The 18373-nt window shown below is 72.4% G+C and carries 17 protein-coding genes; 11 read left to right on the top strand and 6 right to left on the bottom strand.

Features of this window, described 5'->3' with window-relative positions:
• The first annotated feature begins 130 nt into the window (after positions 1-130).
• The gene (locus ACWDVW_RS24155; protein WP_449952831.1) at positions 131-1009 is read left to right on the top strand and encodes a hypothetical protein; all 879 of its coding nucleotides are present in this window, start codon (positions 131-133) and stop codon (positions 1007-1009) included.
• A 156-nt stretch (positions 1010-1165) separates the two neighbouring features.
• Positions 1166-1696: an AAA family ATPase gene (locus ACWDVW_RS24150; RefSeq protein WP_449952829.1), complete on the top strand. Its 531-nt coding sequence runs from the start codon at positions 1166-1168 to the stop codon at positions 1694-1696.
• A 38-nt stretch (positions 1697-1734) separates the two neighbouring features.
• Here ACWDVW_RS24150 and ACWDVW_RS24145 read toward each other — a convergent pair whose 3' ends face one another.
• The 3 genes from ACWDVW_RS24145 to ACWDVW_RS24135 all read right to left on the bottom strand — a co-directional run bounded on the left by ACWDVW_RS24145 (position 1735) and on the right by ACWDVW_RS24135 (position 5303).
• On the bottom strand, positions 1735-2370 hold the full coding sequence (locus tag ACWDVW_RS24145) for a response regulator (RefSeq protein ID WP_176094472.1): 636 nt from the start codon (positions 2368-2370) through the stop codon (positions 1735-1737).
• The gene (locus ACWDVW_RS24140; protein ID WP_449952824.1) at positions 2342-4477 is read right to left on the bottom strand and encodes a histidine kinase; all 2136 of its coding nucleotides are present in this window, start codon (positions 4475-4477) and stop codon (positions 2342-2344) included. Before ACWDVW_RS24140 ends, ACWDVW_RS24145 begins: the two co-directional genes overlap by 29 nt.
• Before the next feature lie 127 nt (positions 4478-4604).
• The gene (locus tag ACWDVW_RS24135) at positions 4605-5303 is read right to left on the bottom strand and encodes a hypothetical protein (protein WP_449952821.1); all 699 of its coding nucleotides are present in this window, start codon (positions 5301-5303) and stop codon (positions 4605-4607) included.
• A 405-nt stretch (positions 5304-5708) separates the two neighbouring features.
• Here ACWDVW_RS24135 and ACWDVW_RS24130 point away from each other — a divergent pair, with 405 nt between their 5' ends.
• The 4 genes from ACWDVW_RS24130 to ACWDVW_RS24115 are packed head-to-tail and all read left to right on the top strand — an operon-like array spanning position 5709 to position 10704.
• Positions 5709-6227 carry a (2Fe-2S)-binding protein gene (locus tag ACWDVW_RS24130; protein ID WP_449952892.1) on the top strand — a complete coding sequence of 173 codons (519 nt, stop codon included), beginning with the start codon at positions 5709-5711 and terminating at the stop codon, positions 6225-6227.
• The gene (locus ACWDVW_RS24125) at positions 6227-7216 is read left to right on the top strand and encodes an FAD binding domain-containing protein (protein ID WP_449952818.1); all 990 of its coding nucleotides are present in this window, start codon (positions 6227-6229) and stop codon (positions 7214-7216) included. The genes ACWDVW_RS24130 and ACWDVW_RS24125 overlap by 1 nt, the downstream gene beginning before the upstream one ends.
• 39 nt (positions 7217-7255) lie before the next feature.
• Entirely contained in the window at positions 7256-8452 is a 1197-nt protein-coding gene (locus tag ACWDVW_RS24120) for an XdhC family protein (RefSeq protein WP_449952816.1), read from the top strand.
• A gap of 2 nt (positions 8453-8454) precedes the next feature.
• Positions 8455-10704, top strand: a complete 2250-nt coding sequence (locus ACWDVW_RS24115; protein WP_449952813.1) for a xanthine dehydrogenase family protein molybdopterin-binding subunit — start codon at positions 8455-8457, stop codon at positions 10702-10704.
• Positions 10705-10800: 96 nt separating this feature from the next.
• On the opposite strand, the gene ACWDVW_RS24110 is transcribed toward ACWDVW_RS24115, so the two are convergent.
• The gene (locus ACWDVW_RS24110) at positions 10801-12015 is read right to left on the bottom strand and encodes a S8 family peptidase (protein ID WP_449952810.1); all 1215 of its coding nucleotides are present in this window, start codon (positions 12013-12015) and stop codon (positions 10801-10803) included.
• Positions 12016-12275: 260 nt separating this feature from the next.
• Between ACWDVW_RS24110 and ACWDVW_RS24105 the strand changes: the two genes are divergently transcribed.
• The 4 genes from ACWDVW_RS24105 to ACWDVW_RS24090 all read left to right on the top strand — a co-directional run bounded on the left by ACWDVW_RS24105 (position 12276) and on the right by ACWDVW_RS24090 (position 16493).
• Entirely contained in the window at positions 12276-13364 is a 1089-nt protein-coding gene (locus ACWDVW_RS24105; protein ID WP_449952808.1) for an aldo/keto reductase, read from the top strand.
• Between the two features lie 15 nt (positions 13365-13379).
• The gene (locus tag ACWDVW_RS24100) at positions 13380-13994 is read left to right on the top strand and encodes a TetR/AcrR family transcriptional regulator (protein ID WP_131054963.1); all 615 of its coding nucleotides are present in this window, start codon (positions 13380-13382) and stop codon (positions 13992-13994) included.
• Positions 13995-14256: 262 nt separating this feature from the next.
• Positions 14257-15582 (top strand): cellulose binding domain-containing protein, encoded by a 1326-nt coding sequence (locus tag ACWDVW_RS24095; RefSeq protein ID WP_449952804.1) that lies wholly within the window; start codon positions 14257-14259, stop codon positions 15580-15582.
• A gap of 158 nt (positions 15583-15740) precedes the next feature.
• Positions 15741-16493: a DUF4184 family protein gene (locus tag ACWDVW_RS24090; RefSeq protein WP_449952801.1), complete on the top strand. Its 753-nt coding sequence runs from the start codon at positions 15741-15743 to the stop codon at positions 16491-16493.
• On the opposite strand, the gene ACWDVW_RS24085 is transcribed toward ACWDVW_RS24090, so the two are convergent.
• The gene (locus ACWDVW_RS24085; protein WP_449952799.1) at positions 16462-16680 is read right to left on the bottom strand and encodes a hypothetical protein; all 219 of its coding nucleotides are present in this window, start codon (positions 16678-16680) and stop codon (positions 16462-16464) included. The genes ACWDVW_RS24090 and ACWDVW_RS24085 overlap by 32 nt on opposite strands.
• Positions 16681-16845: 165 nt before the next feature.
• Positions 16846-17643 carry an SAM-dependent methyltransferase gene (locus ACWDVW_RS24080; protein WP_449952796.1) on the bottom strand — a complete coding sequence of 266 codons (798 nt, stop codon included), beginning with the start codon at positions 17641-17643 and terminating at the stop codon, positions 16846-16848.
• Positions 17644-17805: 162 nt separating this feature from the next.
• Here ACWDVW_RS24080 and ACWDVW_RS24075 point away from each other — a divergent pair, with 162 nt between their 5' ends.
• Positions 17806-18372, top strand: a complete 567-nt coding sequence (locus tag ACWDVW_RS24075) for a hypothetical protein (RefSeq protein WP_449952793.1) — start codon at positions 17806-17808, stop codon at positions 18370-18372.
• The last annotated feature ends 1 nt before the right edge of the window (position 18373 follow it).

Raw genomic sequence — 18373 nt, 5'->3', positions numbered from 1 at the left:
CTGGCGATCCTGGCACGGCGTACCGCTTCACCACCCCGGCTTCGACGGCTCCCGAGGCTCGTCCTGAAGCCGCTCGCGGTGGATCTGCCTCCGGTGGAAACCGATCGGGCTCCGGGCACGTCCGATCGGCATGAAGATTCATCGAAGCGGGCGGCTGGCGGTCCTTCCTCTGCTGTTGCTGACCTCGGCGGCCTGCGGCCAGCAGGGGGCCGGCGGCGCGGACGACGCCGGTTCTCCCGAGCGCTCCTACTCGGCGGACTCCGTGGTGTTCCGGATGGACTACGTCGGCGGGTTCGTCACGCCGGCCATGCTGGCCACCCGCCTGCCCGCGATCAGCGTCTACGGCGACGGTCGGGTGATCACCGAAGGGCCGGTCACGCTCGTCTATCCCGGTCCGGCCCTGCCCAACCTCCAGGTGCGCACGATCAGCGCCGACGAGGTCGAGAAGCTGGTGGCGCAGGCCCGGGCGGCGGGTGTCGGGGGAGTCTCCGATCTCGGCACCCCGCCGGTCGCGGACGCCGCCTCGACCCGGTTCACCCTGCTGGGGGACAAGGGCGTCGAGGAGTCCGAGGTCTACGCGCTCGGCGAGGCCACCGGCACCGACAGCGGCCTGAGCGCAGAGCAGCAGTCGGCCCGGGACAAGCTGCGCGCCTTCGCCGAGTCGTTGACCGACCCGTCGGGCCCGCTCGGCGACACCCTGGGCGACACCACGGCGTACGCGCCGACCGCCGTCGCGGCCGTCGCCGAGCCGTGGGTGGCCGACAGCGAGGCCGGTGAGCAGCCCGACGTGGCCTGGCCCGGGCCGGCTCTGCCCGGCACGGCCCTCAGCAAGGACCTGGGGCTGGGCTGCGTGACGGTCACCGGTGACGAGGTGCGCACGCTGCTCGGTGCCGCCGCGAGCGCCAACGCGGCGACGCCGTGGACCTCCGACGGCAAGCAGTGGCGGGTCACCCTGCGGCCGCTGCTGCCCGACGAGTCGGACTGCGGCGACCTCACGAACAAGCGCTGAATCCCGACCGGGCGGCCGGTCACCCGACCCGGCCGCCCGGCGGACTGTCCGCGTCGACCAGGATCTTGGTGCGAATAGAGCGGTCCCATACCAAGATCGCATGTGGGTCACGGGGCCGGTCGATCGCGCGCGGACCACTCGGTAGGCTGCCGCGCGATGAACAGCCCGACTCGCATCCTGGTGTACGGGGTGCACGGCTCCGGCAAGTCCACCCTCGCGCAGCAGTTGGCCCACCGGCTCGGCCTGCCCTGGCATCCGGTCGACGACCTGCTCTGGGAACCCGGCTGGGTGGAGGTGCCGGTCGCGGTGCAGCGCAGCCGGATCGAGGCGATCTGCCGCCGGGAGCGGTGGATCCTCGACGGTGCCTACCACGGCTGGCGGGACGTACCACTGGCCCGGGCCGACCTGGTGATCGGCCTCGACTATCCGCGCGGGCTCTCCTTCCGGCGGCTGCTGCGCCGCACGATGGATCGGTTGAAGACCCGGGAGGAGATCTGCAACGGCAACCGCGAGTCGCTGGGCAGCGTGCTCTCCCTGGACTCCGTCCTGGTCTGGCACCTCACCGGGTACGCCCGCGAACGCGCCCGGATGCGCGCCTGGCAGCGTGACCCGGCCGGGCCGCCGGTGCTGTTGTTCGACACCCCGCAGGCGCTGGAGACCTGGCTCGCCGCCCTACCGCCGCGCTGACCCGTCCGCCGCCCCACCGCCCCGCTGACCCGGCTGTCTCAGAGCCCCTGGCGGCGGGCCACGCTGATGGCCTGGGCCCGGTCGGCGACCTGGAGCTTGGCGAAGATGTTGGAGACGTGGTTGCGGACGGTCTTCGTGCTCAGGCCCAACCGGGTCGCGATCTGCGGGTTGGTCAGGTGCGCGGCGATGAGCGTGAGGATCTCCCGCTCCCGCGCGGTGAGTTCGGGGAACGCCGGTTCGGCGCGGTCCAACCCGGCGAAGTAGCCCATCAGGCGGGTGGCGATGGCCGGGCCGAAGATCGCCTCGCCGTCGGCCACCACCCGTACCGACCGGATGATCTCCAGTCGACGGGCGCCCTTGAGCACGTAGCCACGGGCACCGGCCCGCAGCGCGGCGAAGACCGAATCGTCGTCGTCGGCCATGGACAGGATCAGCACCCGGACGTGCGGGCTCATCCGGACCATCCGCTCGGTGGCCGCGATGCCGCCCATCCCCGGCATGGTCAGGTCGAGCAGCACCACGTCGGGTTGCAGCCGGGCGAGTACGGCCAGCGCCTCCTCGCCGCTGGCCGCCTCGCCGCACACCTCGATGTCGGGACTGGTGGCGAGCAGCGCGCGCAATCCGGCCCGGAACGGCGCGTGGTCGTCAACCAGCAGGGTCCGGATCTGGTCCATCGGTCTCCTCCGTGCCGGTGAGCAGGGTAGCGGTCACCAGCGTGCCGGCGTCCGGTGTCGAGGTGACGACGCAGGAGCCGCCGAGTTCCTCGGCCCGTTCCCGCATCGAGTGCATGCCCACGCCGTCCGGCCGGTCGGGCCGGCGGCCCCGGCCGTCGTCGTGGACCTGAAGGCACAGCCACCCGCCGGACACCCGCAGCCGCACCTGCACCTGGGTGGCCCGGGCGTGTCGGCGGGCGTTGTTCAGCGCCTCCACCGCGATGCGGTAGGCGGCCACCTCGGCCGCCGCGGAGAGTTCCGGCAGCACCGGCGGGGCGTCGAAGACCACCCGGGGCCCGTCGTCCGGCCAGCCGGCGATGTGCGACCGCAGCGCCGCGATGACGTCCATGGTGTCCAGCGCCGGTGGCCGCAGCCCGTTGACCAGCCGCCGGACGTCGGCGACGGCGGTCTGTGCGTCCACCACGATCTCCTCCAGCAGCCGCTGGGTCTGCGGACCCGGGCCGAGTTCCTGGGCCGCCTCGGCGCGCATGGTCAACCCGGCCAGCGTCGGCCCGAGGCCGTCGTGCAGGTCGCGACGCAGCCGCCGCCGTTCCTCCTCGCGGGCGAGCACCAACTGCTCGCGGGAGCGTTGCAGGTCGGCGGCGAGCGACTGGGCGCGGTCCAGGGCACCGACCGCCTGCACCGCGACACCGATGTGCCGGGCCAGGTCGCGTAGCAGGCGCAGTTCCCACGCGCCGAGCGTGGTCTCCCCGATCCGGGGGCCGAGCAGCAGGTGACCGACGGTGTCGTGGGCGGCCAGCGGCAGCCGCACCGGGTCCGGTGGCGGGACACCCAGCCGGTACGACCGGCCGTCGACCGTCTCGATCTCCACGTAGGACAGCTCCAGCGCCTCGCGGACCGTCGCGGTGCTGGTGGCGAGTACGGCGGCGGCGTCCTGGGTCTGGTCCAGCCGCTGCCCCAGCCGGGCCAGGACCGCGTACGGGTCGTCGCGCTCGCCGTACACCAGCAGGTTGACGCGGCGTTGCAGCCAGCCGCGCAGCGGCGCCAGGATCAGCGCAGCCACGGCCGCCGCGACGAACGAGACCGGCAGACTCGCCGAGGCGTCGAAGCCGGCCCCGAGCAGACCGACGACCAGCACGTACGCGCCGCCGACCGCCACCGACAGGGCGACGAACACGGCGGTCCGGCTGATCAGCAGGTCGATGTCGATGAGCCGGTGCCGCAGGACGGCGATACCGACGGCCACCATGATCAACGCACCGCTCAGGCCGCCGGCCAGGTCCCAGAACAGGTTGCCGTGCGGCCAGATGTTCGGATGCGCGTCGGTCAGACCGGCGACGAGCCGGGCGACCACCACACCGACCGCGACCGCGACCGCGTACCCGAGCCACTTGACCTGTTGGCGGCGCACGCCCCGGGCCCGGCGGGCCTGCCACACCATGGTGCAGCCGGCGGCCACATAGATGATCGCGCTGGCCAGGGTGGCCAGGACGGCGGTCAGGTCGGCGACGGGCTGCCAGCCCGGCACGCCGAGCGGGTTGACCACGCTGACCGGGCTGATCTGTTCGTTGGCGCCGGGTCGCAGTGCCCCGCCGACCATGGCGACGACGCCGAGGAGCACCACCGCCCACACCGCCGGCCGCCACCGGGGCGACAGCAGTCGACCGTCGGGGAAGAAGACCAGGATCAGCGCCATGGCCGCGTTGCCGGGCACCCAGAGCCAGTTCTGCGGCCAGGCCAGCGCCTCGGCGAACGGCACCCGGCCGGGCGCCACCACCAGCCCGTACGCGGCGTACTGGCCGCACGCCTCCTGGAGCGAGAAGCAGAATCCGCTGGTCAGGGCGAGCCAGCCGATCGGGTTGTCCGGACGGTGGGCGGCGATCGCCGCGCCGACGACCGCGCACGACGTCACCAGCAGCAGGTGCGACATGTCGCCCACCGAGCCGCCGTTGAGCACCGCCAGACCCACCGCGACGGCGGCCAGTTGCAGCGACGCACCGCACAGCGACCACGCGGCGCGGCGCGCCCAGGCGGGACGCGGTCCGCGTACGGCTCGCCTGCGGTCGGCGCGCGCGACCGGCGCGACGGCGGTGTCCTCGGTGGTCATGGCGTCGCCGAGACTAGACCGTGGGTCCGGGTCGGCGGATCGGGCGACCGGTCCGGCACCGTCGTCGCCACGGTGGGCCGGTGCCCGCGCGTGGCCCCGCCGGTGCCGGACCGGGACCCCCGCACGGTCAGGGCCGCCCGCCCGGACGCGGGCGCAACGCCAACGCCACCCCGGCGACGACCAGCCAGATCCCGCCGGGCACCAGCGAGATGTACTGCACCGGCGCGAGCTGCGTGGCCGCGATCAGCACGGCGATCACCGCGCTGAAGACCGCGAACCAGCGACTCACCGAGCCGTGCCGGAGTCCGCCGACCGCGACCGCGGCGGCGGTCAGCCCGATCCCGCCCCAGAGCCAGGCCATGGTGGCGTAGATGGTGAGCTGCGGCGCGATCACGTCCGGGTCGTACTCCGTCGCCGCGTTCAGCGAGAAGAACAGCTCGGTGGAGATGCCGCCGCCGATCAGCAGTCCGACCAGCACCAGACCGACGCCGCCGGCGGCGAGCGCGGGCACCAGGCTGCCGGCCGGCTCCTGCGCCCCGAGGTACCGCCGCAGCCCGGCCGCGAAGACCGCCAGGCAGACGATGGCGACCACGGTCACCACCTGGTGCGCCCAGACGTACCCGGCGCGGTCGGCCAGGGCGGCGACGTAGCCGGCGTTGTCGGCGCGGTACTGCTCGGCGGGGGCGGTCAGGCTCGCGGTGGTGAAGATGCCGACCAGGCCGACCAGGCCACCGAGGGCACCGGTCAGGGCCCAGGCGCGCGGCGGGCGTACGGGTGCCGGCGGGGGAGCGCTCGGCGGGTTCTCCGACAACGTGGCGGGATGCATGGTGGTCTCCTTCTCGGCCGTCTACGACGTCATCCCGCACACTGCCGCCGAGCCGACCCGGTCCGCATGGGTCACCTCGGCCCACCGACTGGGACGTTCCCGGCCGGTCCGGGACGGCCGTCCCGGGCAGCCGGGACGTCCGGCCGTCCCGACGCCGGACCCGGCACCGGTCATGCCGGCGCGCCCAACCTCGGATCGACAGTCCCTGGCAGCCACCGTCCTACCTGGCGAGGCTGGGAGGAGCACCGGACCGGTCGACCGAACCCGGTCTCCGGTGTGTCCCGCCCGACACCTGATCAAGGGGACTCGATGGATTCAACGGATACCGCCGGCAGCGACCGAACGGGTGTGTCCCGGCGAAGCGTCCTGGGTGGCGGGGTTGCCGCCGCAGCGGTGCCGCTGCTGGTGCCGACGGAGGCGGTCGCCGCACCGGCAGAGCCCGAGGCCGCAGCTCCCACCCGCGTTACGGTCCGGACCGAGGTCAACGGCAAGCCGGTCACCCTGCAGGTGGATCCGCGAGCAACGCTGCTCGACATGCTCCGCGACGGACTGGAGCTGACCGGGACGAAGAAGGGCTGCGACCGTGGTCAGTGTGGAGCCTGCACCGTGCACGTGGACGGTCGGCGGGTGCTGTCCTGCCTGACGCTGGCCGCCACCGTCGGCGGCCGCGCGGTGACCACCATCGAGGGCCTGGCGCAGGGCGGGCGGCTGCACCCGATGCAGCAGGCGTTCATCGAGCGCGACGGTCTGCAGTGCGGCTTCTGCACGCCCGGGCAGATCATGTCAGCCGTCGCCATGGTGCACGAGGGGCACGCGACGACCGATGACGAGATCCGTGAGCGCATGTCGGGCAACATCTGCCGGTGCAGTTGTTATCCGTACATCGTTGACGCGATCCGCGACGCGCAGCGGGTGATGCGGTGATGCGGGCCTACACCTTCACGCAGCCGCGCTCCGTCGCGGAGGCGGTGGCACACGGCGGGTCGGGGGTCGAGTTCCTCGCCGGCGGCACCACCCTGGTCGACCTGATGAAGCTCGACGTGCTGGCGCCGACCCGGGTCGTGGACATCAACCGGCTTCCGCTGCGCGGCATCACGCTCGACCGCGACGGACTGCACATCGGCGCGCTCGAACGGATGAGTGACGTCGCCACCGACCGTCGGGTCCGGCGGGACTATCCGGTGATCGCTCAGGCGTTGGAGTCGAGTGCGTCCGCCCAGCTCCGCAACATGGCGAGTATCGGCGGGAACCTGTTGCAGCGCACCCGGTGCGGCTACTTCCGGGACGTGACCACCCCGTGCAACAAGCGGGAGCCCGGGAGCGGTTGCCCGGCGCTGACCGGCGTCAACCGTACGCACGCGATCCTCGGCACCAGCGACGCCTGCGTGGCGACCCATCCCAGCGACCTGGCGGTCGCGCTGGTGGCACTCGGTACGGACGTGCACCTGGCCACCGCGCGAGGCACCCGTACGGTGCCACTCGACACGTTCTATGCGCTGCCCGGCAGCACTCCCCACGTCGAGACCGTGCTGCGACCCGGCGAACTGATCACCGGGATCAGTGTGCCCCGTTCGATGTGGGCGCCGAACTCCCGCTACCTGAAGATCCGTGACCGGCAGTCGTACGAGTTCGCCCTCGCCTCGGCAGCGGTCGCCGTCGAGTGGCGCGGTCGCGGCCGTGTTCGTACGGTCGCGCAGGCGCGGATCGCGGTCGGTGGGGTCGGATCCGTGCCGTGGCGGCTGCCGACGGTCGAACGCGCCCTGGCCGGGCAGCCGGCCACCGCCGACACGTTCGAGGCGGCGGTCCGCACCGCCGCGGACGGCGCCCGGCCCCTGTCACACAACGGGTTCAAGCCGGCGCTGCTGCGACGTACGCTCCTCCGGGCTCTCACCCTCCTGGCGGAGAGCCGATGAGCGGCGCGGACCCGACCCCGACCCGGCATGGCGGCGGCCATGCTTGAACTCGCCGCCGAGCTTCTCGCACGGGTCCGCGGCCGGACACCGTTCGTGACCGCCACCGTCACCTCGGTGCAGGGCAGCGCACCGCGCCAGCCCGGCGCGTCCCTGGTCGTCGACGCGGACGGCGCCGTCCTCGGCAACGTCTCCGGCGGCTGCGTCGACGCCGCCGTCCACCAGGCATGTCAGGAGATGCTTCAGGGCGACCACGGCCCTCGGACCCTCCGGTTCGGATACACCGACGACGACGCGATCGGTGTCGGTCTCACCTGCGGCGGGACGATCGAGATCTTCCTGCGCCACCACCGCGCCGGGGGCGAGCCCGGTCTGGAGACGGCGTACGCCGCCGTCGTGGGTGACGAGCCGGTCGCCGTGGCCACGATCGTGCGTGGCCCGGACGCCCACCTCGGACGGACGATCGTCGTGCGACCCGGGCGGCCCACCGAGGGCACACTCGGCGACGAGCAGCTCGACGAGGTGGCCGTCCGGCACGTCACCGGCGCCCTGCACGCCGCGACGACCGGCACCGTGGAGATCGGGGTAGCCGACGGCTACTGCCAGGAGCCGATGACCATGCTGGTCGAGTGCCACGGTCCGGCACCACGGATGCTCATCTTCGGTGCCGTCGACCACGCCGCGGCCCTGGCCCGGCTGGGTGCCTTCCTCCACTACCGGGTCACCGTCTGCGACCCACGAGCCACCTTCGCCACGCCGACCAGGTTCCCATGCGCCGACGAGGTCGTCGTCGACTGGCCACACCGCTACCTGGGTACGCAGCGCGTGGACGGCAGCACCGTCGTCTGTGTGCTCACCCACGACCCGAAGATCGACGTACCGCTGCTCACCGCCGCCCTGCGGCTGCCGGTCGGCTACGTGGGGGCGATGGGGTCGCGGCGTACCCACGAGCAGCGCCTGGTGCGGTTACGCGAGGCCGGCCTGAGCGAGGTCGAACTCCGCCGGCTGCACTCGCCGATCGGGCTCGACATCGGCGCCCGCACCCCGCAGGAAACGGCGCTGTCCATCGCGGCGGAGATCGTCGCCCACCGGCTCGGCGGCACTGGGCTGCCGCTGCGCAGTGGGGTACCGCTGCACCGTCGCGTCGGCCCACCCGGCTTCCCGGCCTGGCCGACGGGACACCACGAGCACAGCGTGGGCATCACCCGACCACGGTCCTTCTCTGGCAGTCAGGAGTGACGATGACCGTCTCCCCACTCGGCCGCGACGTCGACCGCGTCGACGGCCGCGCGAAAGTCACCGGTGCCGCCCGGTACTCCGCCGACTACCCGCCCTCGGACAGTGCCGCGAAGCTGGCCCACGCCCACCTGGTCACCAGCACGATCGCCCGGGGCACGATCGCTGCCATGGACACCGCCGCCGCGCGGAACGCCCCGGGCGTCCTCGCCGTGTACAGCCCGTACCACCCGCTCGGGATGCAGGTGGTGCCCGGTGTGGGGGAGACCTACGCACCGCTGCAGGACACCCTGGTCCGGTTCCGTGGGCAGATCATCGCCCTGGTCGTCGCCGAGAGTGCCGAGCAGGCGCGTGACGCCGCCCGGCTGATCGTCACGACCTACGACGAACAGCGGCCGCGTACCTCGATGGCCGACGAGCCTCGCGTACCGGCCGACGGGGGACCCACCTGGCCCGCGCCGAGCGCCACGGTCCTGGCTCCCGGCGTCGCCTCGATCGAGGCGGCCCTGGCCGCCAGCGACGTCGTCGTGGAGGCGTCCTTCCACCAGCCGTTGCAGCATGCCGTCGCGATGGAACCCCATGCCGTCCTCGCCGAGTGGAACAGCGACCGCACCCGGCTGAACCTGTACAGCGGCGCACAGCTGCCCCACCTCTCCGCCATGGCGGCCGCCGTGCGGCTCGGCGTGCCACCGGCTGCGGTGCGGCTGATCAGCCCGTACGTCGGCGGTGGTTTCGGGAGCCGGGTGATGCCGTGGTACGACGCGGCGCTGGCCGCAGCCGCGGCCCGTGAGCTGGGTCGTCCGATTCGGCTGGTGCTCTCCCGGGAGCAGGTTTTCACCGTCGTCGGGCACCGCAGTGCGATCGACCAGACCATCAGGCTGGGCGCGTCCCGGGACGGAGTCCTCAACGCGGTCAGTCACGTGACCGCCGCCTCGATGCCGTTCGTCGGCTACCGGCACATGCAGCCCGCCGTGGACACCTCGGCCGTGCTCTACCGCACGCCGAACCTGCACATCGACCAGCGGCACGTCATGCTCGACGTGCCGCCGACCTGCGCCATGCGGGCGCCCACCGAGGCTCCCGGGTCCTTCGCGCTGGAGACCGCGATGGACGAACTCGCGGTCGCCACCGGCATCGACCCGGTCGAGTTGCGACTGCGCAACTACGCCACCGCCGTGCCCGGAACGGGCCTGCGATGGTCGAGCAAGCATCTCGACGAGTGCTACCGCGTGGGCGCCCGGCGCTTCGGGTGGTCGTCCCGCCGCGCCGGGCCCCGCAGGCGGGTCGACGGGGAATGGCTGGTCGGCACCGGGATGGCCACCGCCATCTATCCGGGAGCGCGCAGGCCGGAGCCCGTCCAGGCCCGGGTCCGGCTGCGCGACGACGACACCGTCGTGGTCTCCACCGCGACCGCTGACACGGGCACCGGCGCGATGACCATGGTGGCGATCACCGCGGCGCACGAGCTGGGTGTCCCGCTGCGCCGGGTGACGTCCGAGATCGGTGACAGCGCGCTGCCGCCGGGTGCCCCGTCCGTGGCATCGGCCGGTACGTCCACCACCGTGCCGGCGGTCGAGGCCGCCGTCTCGGCAGCGCTGGCCGCACTCGTCGAGGTCGCGGTGACGGACCCGGGATCACCCTGGTACGGCGCCGGCAGCGATGAGCTGACCTACCGGAACGGCCAACTACGCGGCAGGGGACGCACGATGTCCTTCGGCCGCCTGCTCGGCACGATCGGCCGTCCGGCCGTCGAGGCCACCGCGACGGCCCAGCCGGGCCCGGAGGCCTCCCAGTACGAGTTCCACAGTTTCGGCGCGCACTTCTGCGAGGTCAGAGTGAACCGATACACCGGCGAACCCCGCGTCACCCGCTTCACCACCGTGGTGGACATCGGTCGGGTCGTGAACGCCCAGGCCACCCGGAGCCAGATTGTCGGCGGCATCATCTTCGGCATCGGTCACGCCCTGCTGGAGGACAACCCGCTGGAGCTCGACACAGGGCGGTTGGCCGCCGGCAACATGGCCGACTACATGGTCCCCGTCAACGCCGACGTCCCCGCTCTCGATGTCCACTGGCTCGACCGGCCCGACCCGGTCATCAACACCCTGGGAGCCCGGGGGGTCGGCGAACTCGGCACCGTCGGCTCGGCCGCCGCCATCGGCAACGCCGTCTACGACGCCACCGGCATACGGATCCGCAGCCTCCCGATCACCCTCGACAAGCTGCTGTCGGCCGGGCAGGGGACGGCGGCCTGAGCGGTCGGGGTACTCGCGGGCGCGAAGCGCCGGACGATCGCACCCCGACCCGGGGTGTCCCCGCCGTGGACAGCGGCGGGGACACCCGGTGTCCGGTTACAGGTTCTTCTTGTTCAGCAGCAGGTTCGGGGTGCCGGAGAGGCTGCCGGTGACCACGCCGCTGGTGCCGTTGGCCACGATCCAGTTGTGCACCGTCGCCTGGCTCGCGTCACCGTTGGTGGCCTTCCAGAGGGCAGCCACCCCGGCGGCGTGCGGCGTCGCCATCGACGTGCCGTTGAGCGAGGCGGTGGTCGAGGTGGGGTACGTCGAGACGATGCCCGAGCCGGGGGCGTAGATGTCCACGCAGGACCCGACGGACGAGTAGCTGGCCCGCGCGTCGGTGTTGGTGGTGGCGGCGACCACCAGCGCGGCGGTGAGGTTGCGCGGCAACCGGTCGCACGAGTTGCCACCGGTGTTGCCGGCGGAGGCGGCCAGGAACACGCCGCTGTTCATCATGTTCGTCAACGCGGTCGCCAGGCTGGCGCTGTAGGTGTAGTTCCAGGAGGCGTTGGCCACCGCGGGCTTGTTGGCGTTGCGGGTGACCCAGTCCACCGCACCGATGGCGGCCGACAGCGTGCCGCCGCCGGAGCAGTTGAGCCACTTCACGCCGTACAACCGGACGTTCTTGGCGACGCCGTGGCTGGTGCCGCCGATGGTGCCGGCGACGTGCGTGCCGTGGCCGTTGCAGTCGGTGTTGTTGGTGTCGATGGCGTTGTAGGCGAACTGGGCGCGGCCGCCGAAGTCGGGGTGGTTGGCCTGGATGCCGCTGTCGATCACGTACGCGTGCACGCCGCTGCCGGTCGAGTTGTAGGTGTAGCTGCGCGACAGCGGCAGGGTGGTCTGGTCGATCCGGTCGATGCCCCAGGCCGGCGGGTTGGTCTGGGTGGCGTCGACGACGTCGTACTGGAGCACGTCCCGCTCGATGCTCATCACGTTGGCGTTGTGCGCCAGCTCGGCGACCTGCGCGGCGGTGAGGCGGGCCGCGAAGCCGTTCACCGCGCGGCTGAAGTAGGCCGAGGGGGCGGCCTTGAGCGCGCGGGCCGGCACGGTGGCGTCGGCGCCGGGCTTCATGGTGACGACGTACGCGCCGGGGATCACCGCGACGTCACCGGCGGCCTGCGGAGTGGTGACCGGGACGGCGGTGGCCCGGTACGGTCCGCCTGCGGCCATCGCGGGTTGCGGCAGCGCGAGCAGGCTGGTGACGACGGCGGTCGCGGTGATGCCGGCGGCGAGCACGACACGACGCCGACGAGGTAGGCGTGCTTGTGACACGGAGCCTCCTTGGAAGCAGACCACCCGTCGTGGATGATCTTCGATGTCAGGAGGCTAGCGGGGCATGGACTGACATATAAGTCTGTGGATGTTACGGATTGGTACCGAGGTGGGTCGCGGGTGGCAGACGGGGTCGGTCCGCCACCCGAGGTGCCCGAGAGGTGCCGCACGGCTGCCCGGCGCGGCGCGGGTCGCGGCCCTCGGGGCGGGCAGGGGCTTCTGGACTTGTCGGTCCAATTTTGCCGCGTCACAGTGAGGCCATGAATCACTACTACCTGCTCGGCCGGTCCGGGCTGCGGGTGAGTCGACTGGCGCTGGGCACGATGAACTTCGGCACCGGCGGCTTCCACGCCGCGTACGGCCGCACCGAGGCGCAGGCGGAGCCGATCTTCCGGCGCTACCTGGAGTCCGGCGGCAACCTGATCGACACGGCGGACTTCTACACGGCGGGGGAGAGCGAGCGGATCCTCGGCCGGCTGATCGACTCCGCGAAGGTCCGCGACCGGCTGGTGCTGACCAGCAAGTTCACCAACACGGTCGACCCCACCGACCCCAACGCCAGCGGCAACGGTCGCAAGCACATGATCCGCGCCGTGGAGGACTCGCTGCGACGGCTCGGCACCGACTACCTCGACCTGTACCTGCTGCACACCTGGGACCGGATCACCCCGGTCGAGGAGGTGGTGCGGACCTTCGACGACCTGGTCCGCGCCGGCAAGATCCGCTACGCCGGCCTGTCCGACGTGCCCGCCTGGTACGCCGCCCGGGCGCAGAGCGTCGCCGAGGCGCACGCGATGACCCCGATGGTCACCGTGCAACTGCCGTACTCGCTGGTGGCGCGAGACATCGAACCCGAGTTCGTGCCGATGGCCCAAACGCTGGGGTTGGGCCTGACCGCGTGGAGTCCGCTCGGCGGCGGCCTGCTGACCGGCAAGTACCGCCGGACCGGCGACGGCCTGTCCGGGACGGGACGCCTCGGCGACGGGAACCGGCCGGTCGGCGACGCCGAGTGGCGCGTGGTGGAGGCCCTGCGGAGCGTGGCCGGTGAACTGGACCGGCCCATGGCGCAGGTGGCCCTCAACTGGGCGATCACGCAACCGGCCGTGGGTTCCGTGGTCGTCGGCGCGAGCAGTGCCGACCAACTCGACGGCAATCTCGCGGCCCTCGACTTCGAGATCCCCGGCGAGCTGCGCGACCGGCTCGACGCCGCCAGCGCCCGGCCGCTCGCCGCCCCGTACTCGATGTTCACCCCGACGTACCAGTCCTGGATCGTCAGTCCCGGCCTCGGCATCGGCGACAAGCCGACCGGCTACGCGCCGCCGGTGTTCAATGGCCCGGTAGCCGCCTGACCTCGGGAGGACGAGTTGCCGCGTGCGCTGACCCGCAAGGGCGAGCAGACCCGCGCCCGCATCGTCGCCGGTGCCGCCGCCGAGGTGCGCGAGCGTGGCGTCGACGAGGTACGCCTCGACGACGTCATGGGGCGCACCGGCACCAGCAAGGGGCAGATCTTCCACTACTTCCCGGACGGCAGGGAGGAACTGCTGCTCGCCGTCGCCCAGCACGAGGCAGACCAGGTGCTCGCCGACCAGGAGCCGGCGCTCAGCGACCTGACCACCTGGCCGGCCTGGCAGGAGTGGCGTGACCTGCTCGTCGCGCGCTACCGCGCCCAGGGCATGTCCTGTCCGCTCAGCACCCTGCTCGGGCCGACCGGTCGGCGTGGCCCCGGCTCACAGGCGGTGGTCGCCGGGCTGATGACCCGCTGGCAGGCGCGGATCACGGCCGGCGTCCGGCAGATGCAGGCGACCGGTCAGATCGCGGCCGGGCTCGACGCCGACCGGGTCGGGTCGGCGCTGCTGGCCAGCATCCAGGGCGGCGTGCTGCTGATGCTCTCCACCGGCAGGATCGACCATCTCGAGGCCGCGCTCGACTTCGCCCTGGACGGTCTGCGCGCCTCGGCCCCGACGACCACCGGCCGCTGATCCGATAGGTGGGCTTGACGCGCCGGCCGGTCGCACCCGGCGGGACGGTTCCACCGGACGCCATCGACTCCTTGCTATGTTATCGCTCACAGGTTACCGTCCCTACGGGAGTGAGGGGCACGCGCCAGCGCTCGGCCGCGCCCGCGAATCGACGCGGCCGAGCGCACGGCACCAGGCCGGTCGACGGGCATCCCGGCCGTACCCACCACCATGGCGCCCCGCGCCGCCCGCGCGTCCACGCGACGCGGAATGGAGTAACACGATGTCCAGGCGTAGATCATTCTTCGGGCCTGTGCTGCTCGCAGCCCTTCTCCTGGTGGCCGCCGCCGCCACGGCGGTGACCGGCAACCTCGGTCGCACCGCCGCCGCAGCCGAGGTCGGCACGCTCGCCGCGACCGCCGGGTGCGGCAAGTCCCCGACCCTGCGCAGCGGTACGCACACCATCCAGAGCAACGGCAAGAGCCGCAGCTTCATCCTGCGGGTGCCCGACAACTACCAGAACACCAACCCGTACCGGCTGGTCTTCGGTTTCCACTGGCGCGGCGGGACGGCCACCGACGTCGCCACCGGCCAGACCGTGCAGCGGGACGCCTGGGCCTACTACGGGCTGCTGCCCCTGTCGAACAACAGCACCATCTTCGTCGCGCCCCAGGGGCTGAACAACGGGTGGGGCAACGCCGGCGGTGAGGACATCACCTTCGTCGACGACATGCTCCGGGTGATCGAGACGGATCTCTGCGTGGAGACCACCCAGCGCTTCGCCCTCGGCTTCAGCTGGGGCGGCGGGATGAGCTACGCGGTCGCCTGCGCCCGGCCGAACGTGTTCCGCGCGGTCGCCGTGTACGCCGGTGGCCAGATCAGCGGATGCAGCGGCGGCAACGGCCGGATCGCCTACTTCGGAGCGCACGGCATCCGGGACGGCGTGCTCAACATCTCCGGGGGTCGCACGCTGCGCGACCGGTTCGTCACCAACAACGGCTGTACCCGACAGAACCCGCCGGAGCCGAGCCAGGGCAGCCTGACCCACCGGACCACCACGTACTCCGGATGCGCGGCCGGCTACCCGGTCGTCTGGGCGGCGTTCGACGAGGGACACATCGCCGCCCCGCAGGACGGCGCGACCGGTGACAGTGGCTCGCGGACCTGGCTGCCGGGCGAGACGTGGCGCTTCTTCACCCAGTTCGGCGGCACCACCCCGCCGCCGACCACCACCCCGCCCACCACGACCCCGCCGACCACCCCACCGCCGACCACCCCGCCCCCGGGTGGTGCGTCGTGCCGGGTCACCGCCACGATCAACGCCTGGAACAACGGCCTGACCGAGGACCTCACCATCACCAACACCGGCAGCTCGGCGGTGAACGGATGGTCGCTGGTCTTCACGCTGCCCTCCGGGCAGACCATCACCGGCGGCTGGAACGCCAGCTACTCGCCGACCTCGGGGCAGGTGACCGCGAGGAACGTCTCCTACAACGGCACCATCGCCCCCAACGCGTCGGTCAGCATCGGGTTCCAGGCCAACCACACCGGCAACACGGCCCGACCCGGTGCGTTCACGCTCAACGGCGCCGCCTGCACCGTCGCCTGATCGTGCGGGGGCGGAGCCCGGCGGGCTCCGCCCCCGCTGATCGTGGCGGTGACCGCCTTATCGTGGCGGTGTGGCTGTTCGCGCGTCGGCGTGTCGGGCAGCCACACTGCCACGATCAGGGGGCGCTGCCCGGGCGGCGAGAGGATTAGGCTGCGGCGGTGCCGTTGACCTTTCCCGCGCATCTCGCGCCGGTGCTGGCGCTGAAGGTCTGGCGGCCACGGTGGTGTGACGGCGTGGCGCTGAGCACCGGTGCGGTGGCCCCGGACGTCGCGTACCTGGCCGCGGGGGCGGACGGTCGTACCTTCGCCGACCCCCACTCCTGGCCCGCCCTGTTCTGGTGGTGCCTGCCGGTGGCGTTGGCGTACGCGGCGGTGGTCCGGTTCACCGGTCCCGACGTCGCGGTCCACCTGCCCGGGAACCGGTGGTTCGGCTGGCGGCGCTACGCGCTGCGGGGACCGGTGCTGCCGCACCGCCTGTGGATCACGGTCGGTTCGGCGGTGCTCGGCGCGGCGAGCCACCTCGGTTGGGACTGGCTCACGCACACCGACGACTGGCTGCGGCTGCTGTTCGGGGTCGACTGGTCCCGGGTCAGCGGCGTCGCCTGGTGGACCGTGTCGGACCTGACCAGCACGGTCGTCGGCAGCGCGCTGGCGGTCGTACTCGTGGCTCGGATCGGTCGGCGCGGCGGGCGGGAGGCGGACGGCGGTGCGGTCCCGACCCGCCGGCCGGCGCTGTTCTGGGGTGTCGCCGGGGCGGTCGCCGTCGCCGGTGCGGCGTGCGTGGCGGCGCTGCCCGGTGCCGACCTCCTCGCGCCGACCGGCGTCCGGCTGTTGCACGTCGCCGCGCTGGCGCTGCTGGCCGGTGGACTGGCGGTGCGGGTCAGCTCGCGCGGGCGGCGCGACGTCTGGTGACGTACGGCAGCGCGAACAGGTACAGGCCGGTGAAGAGCAGCAGGAACAGTGGCGGCAGGGGCAGGAAGAACACCCACTCGGCCGGTTCCTGCTGCCCTACCGCGACGACGGTGACGATGACGACGGCCACCGTGAAGACGATCGACGTCCACCGGTGCACCTGACGAACCCACGCGTTGCCCCTCACCGGAGCCTCCCTCCGGACCGAGCAGCCGCACCGGCGCTCTGCCGGTGGGTGCTCGACCGGAAGTCAGGCTATGGTCGGGCCGCTGACCTGCGCTTCTCGATTCCTGACCGGTCTGTGCACCGGTGCCCGACCGGGCCATCCCGAAGCCCCGGCGGCGGGCGATGCTCAGGGCTTGCGGCCCACCGCACCGTACGCGTCGATCGCCACCGCGTCCGGGTCCGCCGGCCGCCACAGCGGGATCGGCACCAGGCCCGGCTCGACCAGCGTCAGCCCCTCGAAGCAGGTGCCGAGCTGCTCGGGGCTGCGCAGGATGTACGGCACACCGCCGCTCTGAGCCAGCCGTTCCGCGCCGGAGACGACCTCCGGGCTGGTGTCGGTGCCGTCCCAGAGCACGAGGTGACTGCCGGAGGCGGTGGCCTCCATGGTCCGGCCGACGATGGCACGGATCACGTCCAGGTCCGGCTCGTAGCCCATCACGCCCATGTACATGATCGCGACGGGCTGGTCGAAGTCGAGCGTCTTGGCGGCCTCGGCGAGGATCTTCTCGGGGTCGTGGTAGTCGGCGGGTACGTACGTGGTGACGCCCTCGGAGGTGGTGCTGGACAGCAGCGCGCGTGCGTGGACCAGCACCATCGGGTCGTTGTCGACGTAGACGATGCGCGAGTCGGGCGCGATGGCCTGGGCGACCTCGTGGGTGTTCTGCATGGTGGGCAGGCCGGTGCCGATGTCGAGGAACTGTCGGACGCCCGCCTCGGCGGCCAGGTAGCGCACCGCCTGGATGAGGAACTTGCGCGACTGCTGGGCCATCACCACGATCTCGGGGTACACCTCCGCCACGGCGTCACCGGCGGCCCGGTCGGACTGGAAGTTGTCCTTCCCGCCCATCCAGTAGTTCCAGATCCGGGCGGCGTGCGGCACCTCGGGCTGGAGCTTCGCGGCGAGTTCGGGATCCGGGCTGGCCATGCCTAGCTCCTGTCGACGGGATCGGGTGACGGACCTGTGCTCGATTGGATCATCGTATCCAGGCTCCGTCCACTGTCGAAGGTGAACATACCGCCTCGGGCGGGAATCCCATGCCCCTCCACCTTGCCCGCAGGTGGCAGTCTTCGGGTGGTGGGAAGCCTGATGGCGCAACTGCCAGCTCTGCTCGGTGTGCTGATCGGCACCGTCGGCACGATCGTCGCCACCTCGCTGGCGGACCGGTCGCGCTGGCGGCGTACCCAGACGGTGCGCTGGGACGAACGGCGACTCGACGCGTACGCCGAGTTCGCGCGGGCGCTCAAGGAGGTGCACGCTACCTCCGGCCGGCTGTTGCCCGGATGGCGAGGGGTGCCGGTGGACCGCGAGCGGGAGCTGGCCAACCTCGTCGAGGCCGACTTCCGCCACACCCTCGCCTGGGAGAACGTACTGCTGCTCGGCGACGGCCCGACGGTGACCGCGGCACGGGCGTGGCGCGACGCGGTCTGGGCGATCGAGCGCGTCGCCCAGGGCAGGCCCACCGACGACCTGCCGGACCTGCTGCACCGGGCCAACGAGGCCCGCGACCACTTCTACGACGCGGCCCGCAACGGCCTGGGCGTCGGCGGTGGCTCGGTCGCCCAGGCCACCCTGTTGCAGGGCCGCCTGGGCGACCGGGACCTCCCGTCCACCACGACCCGACCCCCCGTCGACCGCCCGGCCGGGTCGCGGTGAC

The organism is Micromonospora sp. NPDC003241 (assembly GCF_053589795.1).
This window is presented reverse-complemented; position numbering and strand designations above follow the sequence as displayed.

Coding starts and splice junctions, on each gene's coding strand:
- ACWDVW_RS24155 (WP_449952831.1), top strand. CDS start 131: ATGAAGATTCATCGAAGCGGGCGGCTGGCGGTCCTTCCTCTGCTGTTG.
- ACWDVW_RS24150 (WP_449952829.1), top strand. CDS start 1,166: ATGAACAGCCCGACTCGCATCCTGGTGTACGGGGTGCACGGCTCCGGC.
- ACWDVW_RS24145 (WP_176094472.1), bottom strand. CDS start 2,370: ATGGACCAGATCCGGACCCTGCTGGTTGACGACCACGCGCCGTTCCGG.
- ACWDVW_RS24140 (WP_449952824.1), bottom strand. CDS start 4,477: ATGACCACCGAGGACACCGCCGTCGCGCCGGTCGCGCGCGCCGACCGC.
- ACWDVW_RS24135 (WP_449952821.1), bottom strand. CDS start 5,303: ATGCATCCCGCCACGTTGTCGGAGAACCCGCCGAGCGCTCCCCCGCCG.
- ACWDVW_RS24125 (WP_449952818.1), top strand. CDS start 6,227: ATGCGGGCCTACACCTTCACGCAGCCGCGCTCCGTCGCGGAGGCGGTG.
- ACWDVW_RS24120 (WP_449952816.1), top strand. CDS start 7,256: ATGCTTGAACTCGCCGCCGAGCTTCTCGCACGGGTCCGCGGCCGGACA.
- ACWDVW_RS24115 (WP_449952813.1), top strand. CDS start 8,455: ATGACCGTCTCCCCACTCGGCCGCGACGTCGACCGCGTCGACGGCCGC.
- ACWDVW_RS24105 (WP_449952808.1), top strand. CDS start 12,276: ATGAATCACTACTACCTGCTCGGCCGGTCCGGGCTGCGGGTGAGTCGA.
- ACWDVW_RS24095 (WP_449952804.1), top strand. CDS start 14,257: ATGTCCAGGCGTAGATCATTCTTCGGGCCTGTGCTGCTCGCAGCCCTT.
- ACWDVW_RS24080 (WP_449952796.1), bottom strand. CDS start 17,643: ATGGCCAGCCCGGATCCCGAACTCGCCGCGAAGCTCCAGCCCGAGGTG.
- ACWDVW_RS24075 (WP_449952793.1), top strand. CDS start 17,806: ATGGCGCAACTGCCAGCTCTGCTCGGTGTGCTGATCGGCACCGTCGGC.